Genomic DNA, 22,084 nt, shown 5'->3' with positions numbered 1-22,084 from the left:
TCCGGAGCGGTTGCGGTGTTTGATATCGGCTTCAGCGAACTGCTGGTGATCGCGGTTGTCGCCTTGGTGGTGCTCGGACCTGAGCGCCTGCCCAAGGCGGCCCGCTTCGCCGGGCTGTGGGTACGCCGCGCGCGCAATCAATGGGATTCGGTCAAGCAGGAACTGGAACGCGAACTGCAGGCCGAAGACATCAAGCGCCAGATGCAGGACGTGCGCCAGGGCATGCAGGACACCGAGAACCAGCTGCGTGCCAGCGGCGAAGCCATGCGCCGCGAAGCCGAGCAGATGCAACAGCACAGCGACACACTGGCGCAGCAGGTGCGTGCACCGGCCCCGGCCGAACAGCCCCCACATCTGGCGGATGCGCCCGAGCCGGGGGTGGCGTCGACTGAAGGCGCAGCCATTGCGCCCGCCACCGCTGAAGCTGCGGGCGATGCCGTTGCTGATACCGCGACCGAAACGCCCGCGCGCACGGAGCGCCCGTCATGAGCGAACACGACTTCGGCGAAAGTTCGCTGGTGGAACACCTGGTTGAACTGCGCTCGCGCCTGGTGCGTGCGCTGCTGGGGTTGGGCGTGGTGCTGCTGGGCCTGCTGCCGTTTACCCAGAAGCTTTACAACGCACTGGCCGAGCCGCTGATCTCGCAGTTGCCCAATGGGCAGACGATGATCGCCACCAACCCGGCCGGCGCCTTCTTCGCGCCGTTGAAGCTGACGTTCTTCGTGGCCCTGTTCGTGGCCGTGCCATGGCTGCTGTACCAGCTGTGGGCCTTCGTCGCGCCGGGCCTGTATGCACGTGAGAAGCGCCTGGCGATGCCGTTGCTGGTCTCCTCGGTGCTGCTGTTCTACACCGGCTGCGCCTTTGCCTATTTCCTGGTGCTGCCGGCGGTCTTCCACTTCCTCACCACCTTCAGCCCGGAAGTGATCGCGATCACGCCGGATGCGAATGCCTACCTGGATTTCGTGCTGGCGATCTTCTTCGCCTTCGGCGGCAGCTTCGAGCTGCCGGTGGCGATGGTGATCCTGGTGCTGCTGGGCTGGATCACGCCGCAGCAGTTCAAGGAAGGACGCGGCTACGCGATCGTCGGCATCTTCGTGCTCGCTGCGATCCTGACTCCGCCGGACGTGGTGTCGCAGCTGATGCTGGCGATCCCGATGTGCCTGCTGTACGAGCTGGGCATCCACGCCGCGCGCTGGCTGGTGCCGTCTTCGGTGGTCAAGAAGCCTGCGGCCTGATCCCCGGTAGCGCCGGGCCATGCCCGGCGTTCGTGGGGAGGTGACATCCATCCGCCGGGCATGGCCCGGCGGCGCTACCGTTGAGCCCCGCTCAAGCGTGGAAGACGTCGTTGGCAGGCGGTGACTGCGGTACCGGCGGTGCGCCGCGGCTGCCGCGATGCACGAACATCTGCTTCCAGGCCGCATAGACGGCGCCGACATACAGCGGCATCAGCACCGTGGTGAACACCAGCTGCGCGATGAAGGCCGCCGCCAGCGGGCCGCCCAGCAGCATGCCGAGCTGGACCACGATCACGAACAGCACATAGACGCAGAACGCGGCGATCAGGCCGAGCACGGTGAACACGGCGGTGGCGCCGATGTTCTCGATGCAGCCCTGCAGGCTCAGGCGCAGCGCGTGCATGCCGCTCTGGCGGTCGAACACCACCAGTGCCGGCTGGGTGAACATCGCCAGGGTCAGCGCCACGGCGGTGCAGAACACCAGCAGCATCCACAGCGCGATGCGCTGCGCGGGCAGGTTGGCGACCAGTTCGGCGGCGGTTTCCGGACTGATCTGCTGCCCGCTGCGGCCGAGTTCCTGCATCTTGGTCATGGTGTCGCTGAAGGCGGTGAAGCCCTCGCGGCCGATCATCAGGTACAGCAGCGCGCCCAGCAGCAGCACGGCCAGCACCTGGATCGCCAGCGGCACCAGCAGGTGGCTGACACGACGGTCGCGGATCGGCTGCAGCAGATGGGTGGCCAGGCCGGGACGGCCCTGGTCGATCTCACCCATGGCGTACAGCATGCCGCCGAACATCACCGGTGAAATCACCAGCGTCATCATCTGCAGGGCCAGGCCGGCGGTGCCGGGCAGCATCGTCCCCAGCAGGGTGACCACCCAGTTCACCAGCAGCCAGGTCAGGCCGATCCGGGCCAGCTGCAGCGGCGCACGCCGATACAGCGAGAACGTATCCAGCAACCACTGGGCGCCCGCCGAGGCTGGCAGCTTGCGAATCTCTTTCATGGACATCCGGGGAGGGACAGGAGGGGCCGGGCGGTGTGCCCGTGCTGCCGATTATCCCTGTTTTGCCACCGGCTGGGCTGAAGACAGCCGGGCCTGGCGGACAAAGCGCCGCAACAGCTGGCGCGCCAGCGGCGCGGCGCTGACCGCGCGCTCGATGCTGCGCGCGCAACCGCCATGACGGCCGATGCAGTCGGCGCGGGCGCGCACGTAGCCACGCATGTGGTGGGTGGCAAATTCCGGATGGAACTGCACGCCCCAGGCCTGGCGGCCCCAGCGGAAGGCATGGCAGCCATCCAGCGGCGAGCGCGCCAGCACGGCGGCACCTTCGGGTACGCGCAGTACGGTCTGCAGATGGGTGGCGTGGGCCGCGAAGTGGCTCGGCAGGCCCTGGAACAACGGGTCCTGCGCGGCCTGCGGGTCCAGTGCCAGCTCAATCGTTCCCGATTCGCGCCCGGCGGGGTTGTAGGCCACTTCGCCGCCCAGCGCGTGGGCCAGCAGCTGGTGGCCGTAGCAGATGCCGAACACCGGCACGTCGTCGTGCGCGGTCTGCCGCAGCCAGGCGGCACTGCGTTCGCTCCATTCGGCGTGGTCGGTGACGAAGGCGGCCGAGCCGGTTACCAGCACGCCGGCGAACTGGCGTGGATCGGGCAGGTCGGCACCATGCTCGACGTCGACCACGACGGTCTCGTGTTCTTCCAGGCCGGCGGCAACCCGGATCCAGTGCGGAAAGCGCCCGTAGCGGCGCAACGACGGCACGGGGCGGCCGGTTTCAAGGATCAGGAAGGGCGCTGGATTCATCCGGGGGAGGCAGTACGGACAGGACTTCCTCGATTGTAGTCAGCCCCTGTGCCACCTTTTCAAGCCCGGCCTGGCGCAGGGTTCGCACTCCTTCAGCACGCGCGGCACGGTTGAAACCGGCCAGATCCATGTCCGCACGGATCAGCCCGCGCAGGCGCGAGCCCAATGGCAGCAGCTCATACAGGCCGATGCGGCCGAGGAATCCGGTGCGCCGGCACTCCAGGCAACCGACCGGCCGACAGGGCGTGGCGGCATCTGGATATGCAGCTTCGCTATCAGCCAGCACTGCCCAATCGGCCCGGCCGAGGGTGTGCGGCTGCTTGCAGTGCGGGCACAGGGTGCGCACCAGGCGCTGGGCGAGGATGCCGTTGACGGTGGATGACAGCAGGTAATGCGGTACGCCCAGGTCGAGCAGGCGGGTGATGGCCGAGGGCGCGTCGTTGGTGTGCAGGGTGGACAGCACCAGGTGGCCGGTCAGCGAGGCCTGCACCGCCATCTGCGCGGTTTCCAGGTCGCGGATCTCGCCGATCATGATGATGTCCGGGTCCTGCCGCAGCAGGGTGCGCACACCGCTGGCGAAATCCAGGTCGATGTTGGCCTGCACCTGCATCTGGTTGAATTCCGGCGCGATCATCTCGATCGGGTCTTCCACCGTGCATACGTTGACGTCCGGCGTGGCCAGCCGCTTCAGGGTGGAATACAGGGTGGTGGTCTTGCCCGAACCGGTCGGGCCGGTGACCAGCACGATGCCGTGCGGGCGCTCGACCAGGGCGGTCCAGCCGGCCGCTTCCTGCGGGCTGAAGCCGAGCTGGTCGATGCTCTTGAAGGCCGCTTCCGGGTCGAAGATGCGCATCACGCATTTCTCGCCGAAGGCGGTCGGCATGGTCGACAGGCGCATTTCCACTTCACGGCCGCCGGGCGAGCGGGTCTTGATGCGACCATCCTGCGGGCGCCGGCGCTCGGCCAGGTCCATGCGTCCGAGCACCTTGATACGGCTGACCACGGCGGTCATCACCGCCGGTGGCACTTCGAACACCTTGTGCAGCACGCCGTCGATGCGGAAGCGCATGCGGCCCATTTCGCGGCGGGGCTCCAGGTGGATGTCCGAGGCGCGCTGCTCGTAGGCGTACTGCAGCAGCCAGTCGACGATGTGCACGATGTGCTGGTCGTCGGCATTGACGTCGCCGGTGCGGCCCAGTTCCACCAGCTGCTCGAAGCTGGGCAGGGTGGTGTTGGCCTCACCCCGTACGTCGCCACGGGCACCGCGCACCGAGCGGGTGACGCCGAAGAACTCCATGGTGTAGCGGTGCAGGTCCAGCGGATTGACCACCGCCAGTTCGATGCGCAGGCGGGTCAGGTGCTGCAGGTCGCGCAGCCATTCCTGTGCCAGCGGCTCGCTGGTGGCCACCAGCACGCGTTCGCCATCCACCGCCAGCGGCAGGAAGCGATGGCGGCGCGCGTAGGCGTGCGAGGCCACGGCGGTGACCGAGGCGACGTCGACCCGGGTCGGATCGATGCGCAGGTAGCGGCTGCCGGTGCGCTGGGCCAGCCACTCGGTGAGGCGTTCCAGATTGAGGTCGCCGCCGTCGCTGGCGGCCAGCTTGAGGTTGGACAGCAGCACCAGTGGATGCACTTCACTGGCATTGCGGGCGCCCTGTGCGGAAAAACGGATGCGCTCGCGCTCGTGCGCAGCCACCACGCCGTCGGCCAGCAGGGCCGCCGCAACCTGTTCGAACTGCAGGCGACCGGGCGGCAACGGTGCCGCGCCAGGCTCGCCGGGCGTGCCCGTGGGCAGCCGATGTTCCATCCACCTGCTCCTTCCGGGTACGGAATGCCCCGCAGGTCGGCCGTTATACTAGCGCACCCCTTTGCCGGCCAAGACTCGTCCGCATGTCCGCGACCCCGACCGTTCCGATCACCTTCCAGGGCCTGATCCAGACCCTGAACCAGTTCTGGGCCCAGCAGGGCTGCGTGCTCATCCAGCCGCTCGACTTGGAGGTGGGCGCCGGTACGTTCCACCCGGCCACCTTCCTGCGTGCGATTGGTCCGGAAACCTGGAACGCGGCCTACGTGCAGCCGTCGCGGCGCCCGACCGATGGCCGCTACGGCGAGAACCCGAACCGCCTGCAGCGCTACTACCAGTACCAGGTGGCGATGAAGCCGGCACCGGACAACATCCAGCAGCTGTACCTGGATTCGCTGAAGGCGGTGGGCATCGATCCGCTGGTGCACGACCTGCGTTTTGTCGAGGACAACTGGGAATCGCCGACCCTGGGCGCCTGGGGCCTGGGCTGGGAAGTCTGGCTCAACGGCATGGAGGTGACCCAGTTCACCTACTTCCAGCAGGCCGGTGGCCTGGAGTGCCGGCCGGTGCTGGGCGAGATCACCTACGGTCTCGAGCGCCTGTGCATGTACCTGCAGAACTGCGACAACGTCTACGACCTGGTCTGGACCTACGGCCCGGATGGGCAGCCGGTGACCTACGGCGACGTCTACCACCAGAACGAGGTGGAGCAGAGCACCTACAACTTCGAATACGCCGACGTGGAAGAAATGTTCCACCGCTTCGATGCCTGCGAGCGCGAAGCGCAGAAGCTGGTGGAAGTGAACCTGCCGCTGCCGGCCTACGAACAGGTGATGAAGGCCAGCCACACCTTCAACCTGCTCGATGCGCGCCGTGCGATCAGCGTGACCGAACGCCAGCGCTACATCCTGCGCGTGCGCGCGCTGGCCCAGGCGGTGGCCAAGGCCTACTACGAGCAGCGCGAGAAGCTGGGCTTCCCGGGCGCGAAGAAGGCCTGACGGCCCGTTTTCCCATCACGCGTTTCACCTACTACCCCCAGGGGCGCCGGCCGCGTCGCGCGCTGCGCCCCCACCACAGGATCGAACCGATGAGCCACTTGTCTCCCCTGCTGATTGAACTGGGCACCGAAGAGCTGCCGGTCAAGGCACTGCCGGGCCTGGCCCAGGCCTTCTTCGACGGTGTTGTCGACGGCCTGCGCAAGCGCGGCGTGGAACTGGAGCTGGGCGATGCACGCCCGCTGTCGACCCCGCGCCGCCTGGCCGTGCTGCTGCCGGGCGTTGGCCTGGAGCAGCCGGAACAGCACAGTGAAGTGCTGGGCCCGTACCTGAACATCGCGCTGGACGCCGAAGGCCAGCCGACCAAGGCGCTGCAGGGGTTCGCGGCCAAGGCCGGGATCGACTGGACCGCACTGGAAAAGACCACCGACAACAAGGGTGAGCGCTTCGTGCACCGTGCGGTGACCCCGGGCGCGCGCACCGCTGCGCTGCTGCCGGAGATCCTGCGCGAGGCCATCGCCGGCATGCCCATTCCCAAGCCGATGCGCTGGGGCGACCATAGTTGGGGCTTCGCGCGCCCGGTGCACTGGCTGGTGCTGCTGCACGGCGGTGACGTGGTCGAGGCCGAACTGTTCGGCCTGAAGGCCGACCGCATGAGCCGCGGCCACCGCTTCCTGCACGACAAGACCGTGTGGCTGACCCAGCCGCAGGACTATGTGGAATCGCTGCGCGCCGCCTTCGTGCTGGTTGACCCGGCAGAGCGCCGCCAGCGCATCGTCGCCGAGGTGGAAGCCGCTGCAGCCACCGCCGGTGGCAGCGCGCGCATCAGCGAGGACAACCTGGAGCAGGTGGTGAACCTGGTCGAGTGGCCGTCGGCGGTGCTGTGCAGCTTCGAGCGCGCGTTCCTGGCGGTGCCGCAGGAAGCGCTGATCGAGACGATGGAGATCAACCAGAAGTTCTTCCCGGTGCTGGATGACGGCGGCAAGCTGACCGAGAAGTTCATCGGCATCGCCAACATCGAGTCCAAGGACGTGGCCGAAGTGGCCAAGGGCTATGAACGGGTGATCCGCCCGCGCTTCGCCGATGCCAAGTTCTTCTTCGACGAAGACCTGAAGCAGGGCCTGCAGGCGATGGGTGAGGGCCTGAAGACGGTGACCTACCAGGCCAAGCTGGGCAGCGTGGCCGACAAGGTCGCGCGCGTGGTGGCGCTGGCCGAGGTGATCGCGCCGCAGGTCGGCGCCGATCCGCTGCTGGCCAAGCGTGCCGCGCAGCTGGCCAAGAACGACCTGCAGTCGCGCATGGTCAACGAGTTCCCGGAACTGCAGGGCATCGCCGGTCGACACTACGCGGTGGCCGGTGGCGAGTCGCCGGAGATGGCGCTGGCCATCGACGAGGCCTACCAGCCGCGCTTCGGCGGTGATGACATCGCGCTGTCGCCGCTGGGCAAGGTGCTGGCGATCGCCGAGCGTGTGGACACCCTGGCCGGCGGTTTCGCTGCGGGCCTGAAGCCGACCGGCAACAAGGACCCGTTCGCCCTGCGCCGCAACGCGCTGGGCCTGGCCCGCACGATCATCGAAAGCGGCTTCGAGCTGGACCTGCGCGCGCTGCTGGCCAGCGCCAACGCCGGGCTGGCCGCGCGCAACGTGCAGGCCGACGTGGCTGAGCTGTACGACTTCATCCTCGACCGCCTGAAGGGCTATTACAGCGACAAGGGCGTGCCGGCCAGTCACTTCAACGCGGTGGCCGAGCTGAAGCCGGCCTCGCTGTACGATTTCGACCGCCGCCTGGATGCGATCGGAACCTTCGCGGCGCTGCCGGAAGCCGAGGCGCTGGCTGCGGCCAACAAGCGCATCCGCAACATCCTGCGCAAGGCCGAAGGCGATGTCCCGGGCCAGATCGATGCGGCCCTGCTGCAGGAAGATGCCGAGCGCGCGCTGGCCGAAGCTGTGACTGCCGCCATCGACGATACCGGCGCCAGCCTGCACCAGAAGGACTACGTGGCCGTGCTGGCGCGCCTGGCCCGCCTGCGTCCGCAGGTCGATGCGTTCTTCGACGGGGTGATGGTCAATGCCGAGGATCCGGCATTGCGCGGCAACCGCTTGGCGCTGTTGACGATGCTGGGCGAGCGCCTGGGCAAGGTCGCGGCGATCGAGCACCTGTCCAGCTGATCGCCCGCGATGGGTAGCGCCGGGCCATGCCCGGCGGTTTTTCTGCAGGCCGCGCTGCGCGCTCGCCGGGCATGGCCCGGCGCTACCCGGTGATGTCCATCGGAGTCATCGCCGGCCGCGCACGCGATGCCGATATTTCCGCGTGCGGTCGCGATGATCGCCACACAGGTGCGTATTTTGACCACCACTTAACAACCGATCCGGATTGACGTGATGCATTTCGCATCGTCACCTCCGGTCGGTATGCTGTGCCGCATGCAGCCAACGAAATACGCCCTGCCGCTGATGGTCCTGTCGCTTGCCGCCACTTCCGTGGCCCATGCGCGCGGCACCATCGACAAGGTGGACATCAAGGGATTGGACAAGGGCGACGACGCCGCGATCATCGAGAACATCCAGGAATCGCTGACGCTGTTCGACACGATCGGCAAGGAGCAGGGTGAGTCCCGTCTGGAATACCTGCTGTCGCAGGCCGAGCGGCAGACCCGCCAAGCGCTGGAACCGTTCGGGTACTACAACCCGGTGATCAAGGTCGAGGCGCCACGCCAGGACGAGCACGTCACCGTGCTGATCCATGTCGACAAGGGCCCGCCGGTGCTGGTGCGCCGCGAGCATATCGACATCACCGGTCCGGCGATGTACGACCAGTACCTGCAGGACGACCTGGCCGCGTTCAAGCCGCGCAAGGGCCAGCGCTTCGAGCATACCCAGTACGAAGCCAGCAAGATCACCGTGACCCGGCGCCTGGCCGAGCGCGGCTACTTCGACGCCGACTACACCCAGCGCCAGGTGCAGATCACCCGTGCGGACAACGCTGCCGACATCGACCTGACCTGGGACAGCGGCCGCCGCTACAACATGGGCCCGGTGACCTTCGAGCAGAACTATTTCGACGACAAGCTGTTCGATCCGCTGGTGTACTGGGACCAGGGCAGCTACTTCCACGAAGGCAAGCTGGACCGCCTGCGCGAGTCGCTGACCAAGCTCGACTACTTCAGCGTGATCGACATCCAGCCGCGCCCGGACCAGGCCGATGAAAATGGCGAGGTGCCGGTCGATGTGAAGCTGACGCGGGCCAAGCGCAGCATCTATTCCTACGGCCTGAGCTACGGCAGCGAAAGTGGCGCCGGTGTGCGTGGTGGCCTTGAACGGCGCTACCTGAACAGCCGCGGCCACAAGATGAACACCCAGCTGGACTATGCGCAGAAGCGCAAGAGCCTGATCACCAGCTACCGCATTCCGGCGTTCAACTGGCTGGATGGCTGGTACACCTTCGCCGCCAGTGCCTACGACGAGCAGACCGACTACATCGATCTGCGCAACTTCAAGCTGATTGCCAGCCGCAGCGGCGAGATCAACGAGAACTGGACCGCCATCGCCTCGATCAACGCGCTGCGCGAGCGCTGGCGCTATGCCTCGGGCACCGAATTCACCGATGCGGTCTACAACACGTCCACGCTGGTCTACCCGCAGATCGTGGCCGACTACGTGAAGGTGGATGACGAGCTGTTCCCGCGCAGTGGCATCAGTGGCACCGCGACGGTGCGTGCCGGCGTCGAAGGCGCCGGTTCGGACACCAGCTTCGTGCAGGCCAATGCCGTGCTGCGCTGGTACATTCCGGTGGGGCCGACCAACCGCCTGATCCTGCGCGGCGAAGGCGGCACCACCTGGACCAGCGACCTGGTGGCGATGCCGCCCAGCCTGCGCTACTTCGCCGGTGGCGACCGCAGCATCCGCGGCTATGCCTACCGTGAGGTCGGCCCGCGCACGCCGAAACCGGACAAGTACGCGCTTGGTGCCAAGCACCTGGTGGTCGGCTCGGCCGAGTACGAGCATTACTTCAATGGCGGTCCGTGGGGTGCAGCGGTGTTCGTCGACACCGGCAGCGCCTTCGATACCGACATCGACCTGCACACCGGCGTCGGCTTCGGCGTGCGCTGGAAATCGCCGGTGGGCCCGGTGCGGGTCGATATCGCGCACGGTCTGAACAACCCTGATTCGCAGTTCCAGCTGTACCTCAACATCGGAGCGGACCTGTGAGCACGCCCGCACCGACTCCGTCGCCGAACACGCCGCCGCGGCGCGTGCGCTTTTACCGTCGTCGCCGCTTCTGGGCATGGTCCGGCGCGGGCGTGGTCGGCCTGGTGCTGGTCGCCCTGCTGGCCGTGTACTGGCTGCTGCAGACGGTGGCCGGCCGCGATGTGCTGCTGGCGCAGGTGGTGGCGCGCCTGCCGGTGGGTGCCAGCTTTACCTGGGACAAGGTCGAGGGCCCGGTGGCCGGACCGCTGACCCTGTACAACGTCGACTTCCGCTACGACGACATCCATTTCCACGCCGAGCGCGCGCACCTGGAGCCGGACCTGCGCCCGCTGCTGGGCCGCAAGCTGCTGCTGGACAAGCTGGAGCTGACCAACGCCACGCTCAACCTGGCCAAGAGCGATGAGCCGTTCAAGCTGCCGTCGTGGCCCGATTCGCTGCCGCAGATCGAAATGCCGCTGGCGATCCAGGCCGATGTGATCACCATCGACAGTTTCCGCATCAGCCAGGCCAACGAGCCGGTGATCGACATCAGCCGCGTGCGCGGTGGCATCGAGATCGCCAATGGCGAGTTCCAGGCGCGCAAGCTGGTGGTGGACAGCGACATGGGCAATTTCACTGCCCAGGGCCGCTACATCCCGGCCAAGGACTACGACACCGACGTCACCGTCACCGCGGTGCTGCCGGCGCCGCGCGGGCGTACCGCGGCCACGGTCGGCCTGGTCGCGCGCGGTGACCTGGCGCATATGGAAGTGGCGCTGGCCGGTCGCGCACCGAAGCCGCTGCACGCGATGCTGGTGTTCGATGGCCGCACCGATCCGACCTGGAACGCGACCGTACGCAGCGACGAGCTGGACCTGGCGCTGTTGTCGCCGGCATTGGCCAGCTCGGCCATCGCGCCGCTGGCATTGGACTTCTCCGCCTCCGGCAAGGGCGGCAACGCCAACCTGCATGGCCGGGTGAAGCAGGGTGAGCAGGAACTGGAGCTGGCGCCCTCGGTGGTTTCGCTGCAGGACCAGGTGCTGAAGGTCTCGCCGCTGGTGGTCAAGGGCCTGGGCGGCGAAGCACGCCTGGAAGGTACCGCCGATTTCAGCCAGGAAGAGCAGCAGAAGCTGAACTTCTCGGTGATCGCGCAGGACCTGACCTGGGTGCCGGCACCGGACCCGAACACCGCCGGCAGCTCGCCGGTGCCGGTGACGCTGAAGGAAGCGCGCTTCGGCCTGGCCGGTACGTTGAAGGCGTGGGCGGCGATCGGCCGTGCAGATGTCGAGCGCGAAAAGCAGAAGGCGCAGCTGCGCTTCGATGTGCGTGGCAACGATCAGGCTGCGGAGATCCGCGAACTGCAGGCGCAGACCCCGGGTGGCCAGCTGCAGGTGGAAGGCAAGGTGGCCTGGGCACCGCAGCTGGACTGGGATGCCAAGGCCACGCTGAAGGATTTCGACCCGGGCTACTTCGCGCCGGGTTGGGATGGCCGTCTGTCCGGCAATCTCGCGTCCAAGGGACGCCAGCTGCCGCCGCCGGCCAATGCGCCGCCGGGCACTGCGGGCACGCTGGAGGCCACGGTGGACCTGCCGTCGCTGAAGGGCATCCTGCGCCAGCGCAATGTGGATGCCCAAGGCAAGTTCGCCCTGCAGGGTGAACAGGGCCAGGGTGAATTGAAACTGGCCGTCGGCAGCAGCCGGGTGACCGCCTCGGGCAAGGTCGGCGACCGCCTGGACATCGACGCGCGCTTCGAGCCGCTGCAGCTGAGCGATCTGCTGCCCGGCGCCGATGGCGGCCTGCGTGGCCAGGTGCAGGTGAAAGGCCCGCGCGATGCACCAGACATCACTGCAGATCTGGTCGGCAACAATCTCGACTGGGACGGCTATGGCGCTGAAAGCCTGAGCATCAAGGGCCGCCTGCCGTGGCGTGGCGACAGTGGCACGCTGGCGATACAGGGCCAGCAGGTCAATGCCGGCATGCTGCTGGAGCGCTTGAACATCGATGCACAGGGCAGTGTCTCCAACCTGCGCCTGGCCGCACAGACACGCAACGAACTGGGCGCGATCGAGCTGCAGGGCAGCGTTCGCCAGCAAGGCGAACAATGGCGTGGCGAACTGGCCACGCTGCGCATCGCACCGGTGAAGGGCGATGCGTGGGCACTGCGCGCGCCCGCGGCATTCGCCATCAACGGCAGCACCTACACGCTGGGCGAAACCTGCCTGGGCGCTGCGACCGGTGGCGCCCTGTGCGCGCATGCCAACTGGCCGCGCGAAGGCCTGGTGGTGCGCGGCGATGCGTTGCCGCTGGCGCTGGTGCAGCCGTGGTTGCCGCCACAGTCCGGCCGGCGCATCTACCTGCGTGGCGAACTCAACCTGGACGCGCAGATCCGTCCGCGTGGCAACGCATGGGAAGGGCATGTGGAAGTCCGCTCGGCCGAAGGTGGCGTACGTCTGGGCGAGAACCGCAACACCGGCGCGGGCGATGCCAACCGTGGCGAGCTGGTGCGCTATGACCAGTTCTCGCTGAAGCTGGACATGACCCCGGCCAGCATCAAGGGCTACCTGGGCATGGGCTTCCAGGGCAACGGCTTCGTCGATGCGAAGATGCAGACGGGTTGGGAACCGAGTGCGCCGCTCAACGGCGAGCTCTACCTCAACATGTCGCGCCTGTACTGGCTGGAACTGTTCTCGCCGGATGTGGTGCGCCCGACCGGCCTGATCGAAGGCCACGTGAGCCTGCGTGGCACGCGCGGCCAGCCGTCGCTGGGCGGTGATGCGCAGCTGAGCAACTTCAAGGGCGAGTTCCCGGCGCTGGGCCTGACCTTCGACCAGGGCAAGGGCAGCTTCGTCGCCCAGCCCGACGGGTCGGCCAAGATCACCGCGCAGGCCAATTCGGGCAAGGGCACGCTGTATGTCGACGGCGGCCTGTCCTGGTTCGGCGATGCACAGCCGCTGCAGCTGAAGATCCACGGCGAGAATGTGCTGCTGTCCAACACCAGCGAGCTGCGCATCATCGCCAATCCCAACCTGGACTTCACCCTGGCCAAGGCCGCGATGGAGCTGCGCGGAACGGTGCACGTGCCCGAGGCCGACATCGATCTGGAGCGCCTGGACCGTGGCACCTCGGTGTCCGAGGACGTGGTGGTGCTGGACCCGGCCGATCCGGAAGAGTCGCGCACCTCGCCGCTGGACATGGAGCTGGCCGTCAGCCTGGGCGACAAGGTCAAGATGAGCGGCTTCGGCCTGAAGGGCGCGCTGACCGGCAGGATGCAGGTCTGGGCCAAGCCCGGCCGCGAGATGACCGCAAACGGTGGCCTGGAAGTCAGTGGCCGCTACAAGGCCTATGGCCAGGACCTGACCATCACCCGCGGCAACCTCAACTGGAACTACAACGCGGTGTCCGACCCGCGCATCAACATCCGCGCCGAGCGCCGGATCGGTGATGTCACCGCCGGCATCGACGTGACCGGGCGCGCGCAGCAACCGCGCGCCGATGTCTGGTCCGATCCGGCGATGTCGCAGTCCGAAGCACTGGGTTACCTGGTGCTGGGGCGCAGCCTGACCGGTGCCAGCAGCGACCAGACCCAGCAGGTGAACGCCGCATCGGCTGCGCTGTCGGCCGGCAGCGGGCTGCTGGCTTCGCAGCTGGGTGCCAAGCTCGGCCTGGACGATGCCGGCGTCAGCCAGTCGCGCGCGCTGGGCGGCTCGGTGATCGGTGTGGGCAAGTACATTTCGCCCAAGCTGTACGTGGGCTACGGCGTGTCGCTGGTGGGTGCCGGTTCGGTGATCACGCTGAAGTACCTGCTGCGCCGCGGTTTCGACGTGGAAGTGGAGTCGAGCACGGTGGAAAACCGTGGCTCGTTGAACTGGCGGCGGGAAAAATAACGGTGTGGTAGTGCCGGCCGCTGGCCGGCAACTGCACCGTATTTCCCGGGTTCGGTGGGTTGCCGGCCACAGGCCGGCACTACCGTGCACGCAGACCCAACCATCGGCCGTTGCCCCATCCGGCCCCAGCGGCTATGGTCCCGGGCTGTTCTGTCGTACCGGATTGCCTCATGTCGCCACGCAAAGCCCTTCCCACCGCCCTGGCCCTGGGCCTGACCCTCGCCGCTGGCGCCCATGCCGACGAAGGCATGTGGATGCCGACGCAGCTGCCGGAGCTGGCCAAGCCGCTGCAGGCGGCCGGCTTCAAGGGCAACCCGGCCGATCTGGCCAACGTGACCGCGCCGCCGCTGAGTGCGGTCGTGCGTGCCGGCGGTGGCACCGGCTCGTTCGTGTCGGCTGATGGCCTGCTGCTGACCAACCACCACGTGGCGATGGGCGTGATCCAGTACAACAGCTCGCCCGAGCACAACTTCATCAACGATGGCTTCATCGCCAAGGGGCGCGCCGACGAACGTCCGGCCAATCCGGACTTCCGCGTGCTGGTCACCGTCGGCTTCGACAAGGTGACCGACCAGGTGCTGGCACAGGCCAAGGGCAAGACCGGCCGCGCGTACTTCGACGCGGTGGATGCAGCCAGCAAGCAGATCGTGGCCGAGTGCGAGAAGGACGGCAGCGTGCGCTGCTCGGTGGCCAACATGTATTACGGCACCGACTTCTACCGCATCGCCCAGCTTGAGCTGAGCGATGTGCGCCTGGTCTATGCGCCGCCGCGCGCGATCGGCAACTACGGCGATGAGATCGACAACTTCATGTGGCCGCGCCACACCGGCGACTTCACCCTGCTGCGGGCCTACGTGGGCAAGGACGGCAAGCCGGCCGCCTACAGCAAGGACAACGTGCCCTACCAAGCCCCGGCGCACCTGCAGATGTCGGTGGAAGGCCCGAAGGAGGGCGACTACGCGATGCTGGCCGGTTACCCGGGCATCACCTACCGCCATCGCACCGCCGCCGAGTTCGCTGGCCAGATCGATACCGTGCTGCCGCGCCGGGTGTCGGTGTTCCAGCAGATGATCGACACCATCGAAGCGGCCAGTGCCAAGGATGCGCAGGCACGTACCCGTTATGCCTCGCAGCTGCAGTCGCTGAAGAACAACCGCAAGCGCGCTGCCGGTGAACTGGAAGGGCTGCTGCGCAGCGATGCCAAGGCCCAGCGTGCGGCCGACGAGCAGGCGATGCTGGCCGCCACCGACCGCAGGTACCAGGGCGACATCAAGGCGCTGCTGGCCAACCTGTCGCAGAGCGCGGCGGTGGGCGAGCGCGACCTGCTGCTGGAGCAGATGGCCGGCCAGAGCCAGCTGTTGCGCTCGGCGCTGCTGCTGGAACGCCTGCGCATTGAATCGGCCAAGCCGGATGCGCAGCGCGAGACCGGCTACCAGCAGCGCGACCAGGCGATGATCGAGGGCGTGCTGAAGCAGGTGCAGCGCCGCTATGCACCCGAGGTCGAGAAGGCGCTGCTGACCACCCTGTTGACGCGCTACCAGCAGCTGCCGGATGCGCAGCGCGTGGCCGAGTTCGACACGGCCTTCGGCCGTACCCCGGCACAGCTGGCGCAGGCGCTGGACGCGCTGTATGCCGGCACCCAGCTGGGTGACGAAGCGCAGCGCCTGTCCCGCTTCGCCGCTGCCCGCGAAGGCAAGGCGCTGGCCGCCGATCCGCTGATTGCCGTGGCCGGCCCGCTGGTGGCCGCGCAGCTGCGCATCGAAAATGAGAGCAAGACCCGCGAAGGCGAACAGCTGCGCCTGCGCCCGGCCTACATGCAGGCCTTGTTCGCCTGGCGTGCCAAGCAGGGCCGTGCGGTGTACCCGGATGCCAACCGCACCCTGCGCATCAGCTACGGCAAGGTGGAAGCGCTGCACCCGCGTGATGGCGTGACCTATTCGCCGGTGACCACCGTGGCCGGCATCGTCGAGAAGAACACCAACGCCTATCCGTTCGATGCACCCAAGCCGTTGCTGGCCGCAATTGCCAAGGGCGACTTCGGCAGCACCGCCGATCCCGCGCTGAAGACCCAGACGGTCAACTTCCTGACCAACCTGGATACCACCGGCGGTAACTCCGGCTCGCCGGTGCTCAACGCCAAGGGCGAACTGATCGGCCTGAACTTCGACAGCAACTGGGAGTCGGTCAGTGCCAGCTGGTGGTTCGACCCCCGCTACAAGCGCGCCGTGCACGTGGACATGCGCTACCTGCGCTGGTTGCTGGCCAAGGTCTACCCGGCACCTGAACTGCTGAAGGAAATGGGCGTTCCGGCGGAATAACGCCGGTTCCCGGTAGGTCCCCACCGTTTCCTGGTGGGTGCCCACCGTAGGTGGGCACGGACGCCTCTGCCACGACCAACGGTCGTGACCCACCTTTGCGACCCCCCGTCGTGACCTACCATCACGATCAACGGTCGTGATCTACTGGCCCCTCCTCCGACGGAAACACGCGCTTGGTCTCCAGCTGGATCCTGCTGCTGGTCTCGGTTGCCTACGCTGCGCTGCTGTTCGGCGTGGCGTGGTGGGGCGACCGTCGGCCGATGTACCCGGACCGGCCGTGGCTGCGGCCGGTCGTCTACAGCCTGGCGCTGGCGGTGTACTGCTCGTCGTGGACCTTCTACGGCGCAGTCGGTACCGCCGTGCGCAACGGTGTGGGCTACCTGCCGATCTACATCGGCCCGTTGCTGCTGTTGCTGTTCGGCTGGCGCATCATTGAGCGCTTGGCGCTGATCGCGCGCAGCCAGAACGTGGTCTCCATCGCTGATTTCATTTCCTCGCGCTTCGGCCGCTCGCGGCGGCTGGCGGCACTGGTGGCGATCATCGCGCTGATCGGCATCATTCCCTACCTCGCCCTGCAGTACAAAGCAGTGGCGATGAGCCTGCAGGTACTGACCGGCAACACCGGCCCGACCGGGTTCTTCAGCGATCCGGCCCTGTACGTGGCATTGCTGATGGCGCTGTTCGCCACCCTGTTCGGTACCCGCCAGGTGGACGCCACCGAACACCACCACGGCATGATGCTGGCCATCGCGCTGGAGTCGGTGATCAAGCTGGTGGCGATGGTGGCGGTGGGTGTGTTCGCCTACGTCTGGCTCAGCGACCGCAACGAGGCGGTGGTGGAGTCGGTGCATACGCTGTTCACCGGGCTTCCGCCGGTGGGGTTCATCTCGCAGACGCTGCTCAGTTTCCTGGCCATCATCTGCCTGCCGCGCCAGTTCCATGTGGCGGTGGTGGAGTGCGGCGATGTGCGCGACGTGCGCCGCGCGCGCTGGATGTTCGGCGGCTACCTGGTGCTGATCTCGGCGATGGTGCTGCCGATCGCCACGGCCGGCATCAGCCTGTTCGGTACCGGAAGCGGCGTGGCCGACGACTCGATGGTGCTGGCCCTGCCGCTGGCCGAGGGCCGCAACGCGCTGGCACTGATCGCCTATATCGGCGGGTTCTCTGCCGCCACCGGCATGGTCATCGTGTCCTCGATCGCGTTGGCGACGATGGTCAGCAACGATCTGGTGATGCCGGTGCTGCTGCGTCGCAGTGGCGACCACCAGGAAGCGGCCGATGTCGCCTCGCGGGTGCTGTGGATCCGCCGGCTGGCGATCCTGCTGCTGGCACTGATGGCCTACAGCTACTACCGCAGCAGCAGCAACGACAGCACGCTGGCCTCGTACGGACTGATGGCGTTCGCCGCGGTGGCGCAGTTCGCGCCGGGCCTGATCGGTGGCCTGTACTGGCGTGGCGCCAGCCGTCGCGGCGTCGAGACCGGCATGCTGCTTGGCTTCGCCACCTGGCTGTACACCCTGCTGCTGCCGGCGATGACCATGGCCGGCTGGATGGATGCAGGCTGGGTACAGCATGGTCCGTTCGGCATCGATTGGCTGCGGCCACAACAGCTGTTCGGCATGACCGGCTGGGACCCGCTGACCCACGGCACGTTCTGGTCGCTGCTGGTCAACGCGGCGACGATGATGCTGGTATCGGCGCGTTGGCGTCCGGGTGTGGATGAGCGCCTGCGCGCTGCGCCCTTCCTCGATCCCTATGCCGAGCGGCCTTCAGTGGCCGGTGGTTGGCCGGGCCATGTACACGTGGGTGACCTGTTGGCACTGGCCTCGCGCGTGGTCGGCGAACGCCATGCACGGCGCTCGTTCTTCGAACAGGCGCAGTCGCTGGGACGCGAGCTGCAATCCTCTGCGCCTGCCGACCGGCCCTGGGTTCAATTCACCGAGCGCCTGCTGGCGGCGTCCATCGGCGCAGCGTCCGCGCGTCTGCTGCTGACCAGCCTGCTGCGTGGCTCGGGCATGGACCTGGGCGAAGTGGTGGCGGTGCTGGACGAAGCCGGGCAGGAGCTGCGCTTCAACCGCGAGATCCTGTCGACCACCCTGGAAAACATCAGCGCCGGCGTCAGCGTGGTCGACCCGGACATGCGCCTGACCGCATGGAACCGGCGCTACCAGGACATGTTCGGCTACCCGGACGGCATGCTTTACGTCGGCCGCCCGGTGGCGGATCTGATCCGCTACAACGCCGAGCGTGGCGAGCTGGGCGAGGGCGACATCGAAGTGCAGATCAACCGCCGCATCGGCTACATGCGCGCCGGTTCGCCGCACGTGTTCGAGCGCACCCGCAGCGATGGCAAGGTGATCGAAATGCGTGGCCAGGCACTGCCCGGTGGCGGCTACGTCACCAGCTACAACGACATCACCGACTACAAGCACGCCGAACGGGCGCTGCTGGAAGCCAACGAAACACTGGAACAGCGCGTGGCCGAGCGCTCGCACGAAGCGGAAGTCGCGCAGCAATCGAAGACCCGCTTCCTGGCGGCGATCAGCCATGACGTGCTGCAGCCGTTGAATGCGGCGCGGCTGTTCGCTTCGGCGCTGCGCGACAGCGACCATGTCAGTGACGAGCAGCGGCACCTGGCCGAACGCGTGGATGCGTCGCTGCGTGCGGCCGAAGAGCTGCTGGATGGGCTGCTGGACGTGTCGCGGCTGGATGCTGGTGGCCTGCATCCGGTGATCGGCGAATTCGATGTCAGTGCGTTGATGCGCGAGCTGGCCGCGCAGTACACGCCGGTTGCGGCCGGGCGTGGGCTGCGGCTGGATCTGTTCGCGCGCACCACCTGGGTGCGCAGTGATCGCCGCCTGCTGCGCCGCGTGCTGCAGAACTTCCTGGCCAATGCGCTGCGCTACACGCGGCAGGGGCGCATCGTGCTGGCCGTACGCCAGCGCGGCGACGAAGTGGAGCTGCAGGTATGGGATACCGGCCCCGGCATTCCCGAACACCACATGCGGCAGATCTTCGATGAGTTCCACCGCTACCAGCAGCCGTTCGACTGGGGCGAGCAGGGCCTGGGGCTGGGCCTGTCGATCTGCCAGCGCATCTCGCGCCTGCTTGACCATCGCTTGAATGCCCGCAGCCGGGTTGGCAGTGGATCGATGTTCTCGATCATCCTGCCGCGGGTAGCGCCGTTGCCGGGATATACCGAAGCGCTCACCGTGGCGCAGGCCGCACCGCCGATCCGCAGCGATTCGCTGGCCGGCCTGCGCGTGCTGTGCGTGGACAACGACGAGGAAATCCTCGATGGCATGCGCGCGCTGCTGGGGCGCTGGCAGGTGCAGGTGATCACCGCATCGACGGTGGACCAGGCGTTGCAGAAGATCGCCGAACGTCCGCAGGTGATGCTGGTGGACTACCACCTGCACGATCGCATGGATGGCCTGGATGCGCTGGTGGCATTGCGCGAAGCGGCAGGCTATCCGTTGCCTGGTGCGCTGCTTACCGCCGATGGCCGCGATGAACTGAAGCGGATGGCTCGCGAGCGTGGCTATCGCCTGTTGACCAAGCCGATCAAGCCGGCCTCGCTGCGCGCCTTCCTCGGCGCGCTGCGGGACGCCCGGTAGTGCCGGCCGCTGGCCGGCAACCTCGCAATCGCCGGCAGGTTACGCCACGCCGTGCAGATGTTCGTACAGGATCGTCGCACCGATGATCACCAGGATCACGCCACCGATGATTTCGGCGCGCTTGCCGACCATGCTGCCGAGTGCGCGGCCAAGCATGATGCCGGCGGTGACCATGGTCAGCGTGCACAGGCCGATGACCGCCGCCATCACGCCGATATGCACGTCCATGAAGGCCAGGCCGATGCCCACCGCCATCGCGTCGATGCTGGTGGCGAAGCCGGTCAGTGCCAGCTTCCAGAAGCCATGATGCTGCGACGGATCCTCATCGTCCTCGCCGCTGTCAGGGCGCAGGCCGTTGTAGATCATGTGGATGCCCAGTGCGCCGAGCAGGCCGAAGGCGATCCAGTGGTCGAAGGCTTCGACGTACTGCAGGGCGGCACGACCGAGCAGCCAGCCGATGATGGGCGTGATCGCCTCGATGACGCCGAAGATGATGCCGGCGCGCAGCGCATCACGGAACACCGGCCTGCGCATGGCGGCACCCTTGCCGATCGCCGCGGCGAAGGCATCGGTGGACATGGCAAAGCCGATCAGCAGGATCGAAACAGGAGACATGGGCGGCAGCAGAAGGTCGGGCAAGGACGGACGCACGGCTCGCGCTCGCGCCCAACCTGACGTTGCGCGCGCGGGCCGCTGGTCTCGCCAACCATCATGGTTGTCCACGCCACGGCGCACTGGCCGAGTATGTTGACGTGGACGATTCCTGCGTAGGAATCCGGCTACTCCCCAAGGGGACGCGAAGCTTAGCACCGCGATCCGCGCGTGGCGCATTTCGTGCGAAACGCGCAGGCACGGCTGGTTTGTATAGCGATGGCTATACCAAGAGTGATTCGGTAGCGCCGGGCCATGCCCGGCGAGCGCAGTGGCGAACCAGAATCCGGTAGTGCCGGCCGCCGGCCGGCAGCGCTTCACCCACTACCGGCTACATCACGCGCATAAAGAGTGTTCGTCGGCCGGGCTCGTCATTGAACCAATCTGGAACTGACACCAGTCCTGCATGATCTGCAGATCCGAGATCAGCTGTGGATCGCTCTCGCCGCCTGGTGGAATTGCACGAATGCGCAGTGCAGCGATGCTTCTTTCGAGATCATCGACATGGACGAAAAGCTGAGCATCCGCCGCATGCTCAAGAGCAGCGAACATCTTCTGGTGTCTTGAAAAGGCCACATCAGGTACGAAACGGCCACTCACGCGGCAGTCTCGGTAGCTGAAGCGCTGGACGGTGCCTATCCTCAAACCGTCCATATCAATGAGTGTCCAGACGTCCATGGTTGCAGCTGGAAAGCAGAAACCTTCAGCCTGATATCGAATCCATCATGCCGCCAGAGCCAATTACGTCATCGGCGTGCCGGGTGACAGTGCCAAGCAAGCGTGGCACCCACCAAAGCAGTTTCCGGTAGCGCCGGGCCATGCCCGGCGAGCGCAGCGGTGATACAGGTACAGGCGATTGCCGGCCAGCGGCCGGCACGAACCCTCAGTCTTCTTCCGGCGGCAGCACGATGGCGTCGTCGTCGATCGCCAGCTTGCCGGCCATCAGCACGGCCTGGGTGCGGTTGGTTACGCCCAGCTTGCGCAGGATCGCGGTCACGTGCGCCTTGATCGTTGCTTCGGAGACGTTGAGGTCGTAGGCGATCTGCTTGTTCAAGCGGCCAGCGCCCAGCATCTGCAGCACGCGGAACTGCTGCGGTGTCAGCTCGCGCAGTCGCTGGCCGACTTCGCGTTCTTCGCTGCCGGTAGGCGGCACGTTGTGTGCTTCCGGCGGCGCCCAGGTCTCGCCATCGAGGATGGTGCCGAGTGCATGGCCGATGGTGTCCGAGTCGGCGGATTTCGGAATGAAACCCAGCGCACCATGGTCGAGTGCACGCCGCATCACCGTGGCTTCTTCGCGTGCGGAGACCACCACCACCGGCAGGTGCGGATGCAGCGAGCGCATGTGCACCAGCGCGTTGAAGCCCTGTGCGCCGGGCATGTTGAGATCCATCAGGACCAGGTCGGCGTCGTTGTGCTGGTCGGCCAGCGCATACAGCGCCTCCACGCTGTCGGCCTCGAACAGTTGAACGCCCGGAATGACCCGCTGCACGGCACCCCGCAGGGCTTCGCGGAACAACGGATGGTCATCGGCAATCAGGAGGGTGGTCATGGTCGGGGGGAACCGTAGGGGGGAACTGTTCGGGGCCGAAGCC

General features: G+C 67.0%; 14 protein-coding genes and 1 riboswitch. Of the genes, 8 read left to right on the top strand and 6 right to left on the bottom strand.

Annotation, left to right across the window (positions count from 1 at the left end; translation table 11 throughout):
* Positions 1-15: 15 nt before the first annotated feature.
* Together tatB and tatC are read left to right on the top strand one after the other, a co-directional pair.
* Positions 16-489 (top strand): Sec-independent protein translocase protein TatB, encoded by a 474-nt coding sequence (gene tatB, locus D0Y85_RS20170; protein WP_117311773.1) that lies wholly within the window; start codon positions 16-18, stop codon positions 487-489.
* Positions 486-1,235, top strand: a complete 750-nt coding sequence (gene tatC / locus D0Y85_RS20165) for a twin-arginine translocase subunit TatC (protein ID WP_025878764.1) — start codon at positions 486-488, stop codon at positions 1,233-1,235. The genes tatB and tatC overlap by 4 nt, the downstream gene beginning before the upstream one ends.
* A gap of 91 nt (positions 1,236-1,326) precedes the next feature.
* Here tatC and D0Y85_RS20160 read toward each other — a convergent pair whose 3' ends face one another.
* The 3 genes from D0Y85_RS20160 to D0Y85_RS20150 are packed head-to-tail and all read right to left on the bottom strand — an operon-like array spanning position 1,327 to position 4,843.
* Positions 1,327-2,238, bottom strand: a complete 912-nt coding sequence (locus D0Y85_RS20160; protein WP_025878765.1) for a BPSS1780 family membrane protein — start codon at positions 2,236-2,238, stop codon at positions 1,327-1,329.
* Between the two features lie 51 nt (positions 2,239-2,289).
* Positions 2,290-3,036 carry a glutamine amidotransferase gene (locus D0Y85_RS20155; protein WP_025878766.1) on the bottom strand — a complete coding sequence of 249 codons (747 nt, stop codon included), beginning with the start codon at positions 3,034-3,036 and terminating at the stop codon, positions 2,290-2,292.
* A complete protein-coding gene (locus tag D0Y85_RS20150; protein ID WP_117311772.1) occupies positions 3,008-4,843 on the bottom strand; it encodes a GspE/PulE family protein in 1,836 nt (611 codons plus the stop codon). The genes D0Y85_RS20155 and D0Y85_RS20150 overlap by 29 nt, the downstream gene beginning before the upstream one ends.
* Positions 4,844-4,926: 83 nt before the next feature.
* On the opposite strand from D0Y85_RS20150, the gene glyQ reads away from it, so the two are divergent.
* The 6 genes from glyQ to D0Y85_RS20120 all read left to right on the top strand — a co-directional run bounded on the left by glyQ (position 4,927) and on the right by D0Y85_RS20120 (position 19,841).
* Positions 4,927-5,838, top strand: coding sequence for a glycine--tRNA ligase subunit alpha (gene glyQ / locus D0Y85_RS20145; RefSeq protein WP_025878768.1), 912 nt, complete (start codon positions 4,927-4,929; stop codon positions 5,836-5,838).
* A gap of 89 nt (positions 5,839-5,927) precedes the next feature.
* Positions 5,928-8,003 carry a glycine--tRNA ligase subunit beta gene (gene glyS / locus D0Y85_RS20140; RefSeq protein ID WP_117311771.1) on the top strand — a complete coding sequence of 692 codons (2,076 nt, stop codon included), beginning with the start codon at positions 5,928-5,930 and terminating at the stop codon, positions 8,001-8,003.
* Between the two features lie 243 nt (positions 8,004-8,246).
* A complete protein-coding gene (locus D0Y85_RS20135; protein ID WP_117311770.1) occupies positions 8,247-10,043 on the top strand; it encodes an autotransporter assembly complex family protein in 1,797 nt (598 codons plus the stop codon).
* Positions 10,040-13,906: a translocation/assembly module TamB domain-containing protein gene (locus tag D0Y85_RS20130; RefSeq protein WP_117311769.1), complete on the top strand. Its 3,867-nt coding sequence runs from the start codon at positions 10,040-10,042 to the stop codon at positions 13,904-13,906. The genes D0Y85_RS20135 and D0Y85_RS20130 overlap by 4 nt, the downstream gene beginning before the upstream one ends.
* A gap of 170 nt (positions 13,907-14,076) precedes the next feature.
* Positions 14,077-16,224, top strand: a complete 2,148-nt coding sequence (locus D0Y85_RS20125; protein ID WP_117311768.1) for a S46 family peptidase — start codon at positions 14,077-14,079, stop codon at positions 16,222-16,224.
* A gap of 173 nt (positions 16,225-16,397) precedes the next feature.
* Positions 16,398-19,841: a PAS domain-containing hybrid sensor histidine kinase/response regulator gene (locus D0Y85_RS20120; RefSeq protein WP_117311767.1), complete on the top strand. Its 3,444-nt coding sequence runs from the start codon at positions 16,398-16,400 to the stop codon at positions 19,839-19,841.
* 39 nt (positions 19,842-19,880) lie between these two features.
* Here the strand turns inward: D0Y85_RS20120 and D0Y85_RS20115 are convergent, their stop codons facing one another.
* From D0Y85_RS20115 to D0Y85_RS20105, 3 genes are all read right to left on the bottom strand, one after another.
* The gene (locus D0Y85_RS20115; RefSeq protein WP_032976929.1) at positions 19,881-20,456 is read right to left on the bottom strand and encodes a manganese efflux pump MntP family protein; all 576 of its coding nucleotides are present in this window, start codon (positions 20,454-20,456) and stop codon (positions 19,881-19,883) included.
* Positions 20,457-20,467: 11 nt separating this feature from the next.
* Positions 20,468-20,635: riboswitch (yybP-ykoY riboswitch) on the bottom strand.
* Positions 20,636-20,828: 193 nt separating this feature from the next.
* Positions 20,829-21,170 carry a hypothetical protein gene (locus D0Y85_RS20110; protein ID WP_117311766.1) on the bottom strand — a complete coding sequence of 114 codons (342 nt, stop codon included), beginning with the start codon at positions 21,168-21,170 and terminating at the stop codon, positions 20,829-20,831.
* Between the two features lie 205 nt (positions 21,171-21,375).
* Positions 21,376-22,041, bottom strand: a complete 666-nt coding sequence (locus D0Y85_RS20105) for a response regulator transcription factor (RefSeq protein ID WP_006477308.1) — start codon at positions 22,039-22,041, stop codon at positions 21,376-21,378.
* Positions 22,042-22,084: the final 43 nt, after the last annotated feature.

The sequence above is a fragment of the Stenotrophomonas sp. G4 genome (genome assembly GCF_003428825.1).
In the GTDB taxonomy this organism is placed as follows: Bacteria; Pseudomonadota; Gammaproteobacteria; order Xanthomonadales; family Xanthomonadaceae; genus Stenotrophomonas; species Stenotrophomonas indicatrix.
Note: the sequence above shows the minus strand (reverse complement) of the source record. Positions and strands in the feature narration are given on the sequence as shown.

What these genes read in the sequence shown, in the direction of transcription:
- tatC (WP_025878764.1), top strand. Translation starts at nt 486, where the DNA reads ATGAGCGAACACGACTTCGGCGAAAGTTCGCTGGTGGAACACCTGGTT.
- D0Y85_RS20160 (WP_025878765.1), bottom strand. Translation starts at nt 2,238, where the DNA reads ATGAAAGAGATTCGCAAGCTGCCAGCCTCGGCGGGCGCCCAGTGGTTG.
- D0Y85_RS20155 (WP_025878766.1), bottom strand. Translation starts at nt 3,036, where the DNA reads ATGAATCCAGCGCCCTTCCTGATCCTTGAAACCGGCCGCCCCGTGCCG.
- D0Y85_RS20150 (WP_117311772.1), bottom strand. Translation starts at nt 4,843, where the DNA reads ATGGAACATCGGCTGCCCACGGGCACGCCCGGCGAGCCTGGCGCGGCA.
- glyQ (WP_025878768.1), top strand. Translation starts at nt 4,927, where the DNA reads ATGTCCGCGACCCCGACCGTTCCGATCACCTTCCAGGGCCTGATCCAG.
- glyS (WP_117311771.1), top strand. Translation starts at nt 5,928, where the DNA reads ATGAGCCACTTGTCTCCCCTGCTGATTGAACTGGGCACCGAAGAGCTG.
- D0Y85_RS20135 (WP_117311770.1), top strand. Translation starts at nt 8,247, where the DNA reads ATGCTGTGCCGCATGCAGCCAACGAAATACGCCCTGCCGCTGATGGTC.
- D0Y85_RS20125 (WP_117311768.1), top strand. Translation starts at nt 14,077, where the DNA reads ATGTCGCCACGCAAAGCCCTTCCCACCGCCCTGGCCCTGGGCCTGACC.
- D0Y85_RS20115 (WP_032976929.1), bottom strand. Translation starts at nt 20,456, where the DNA reads ATGTCTCCTGTTTCGATCCTGCTGATCGGCTTTGCCATGTCCACCGAT.
- D0Y85_RS20110 (WP_117311766.1), bottom strand. Translation starts at nt 21,170, where the DNA reads ATGGACGTCTGGACACTCATTGATATGGACGGTTTGAGGATAGGCACC.
- D0Y85_RS20105 (WP_006477308.1), bottom strand. Translation starts at nt 22,041, where the DNA reads ATGACCACCCTCCTGATTGCCGATGACCATCCGTTGTTCCGCGAAGCC.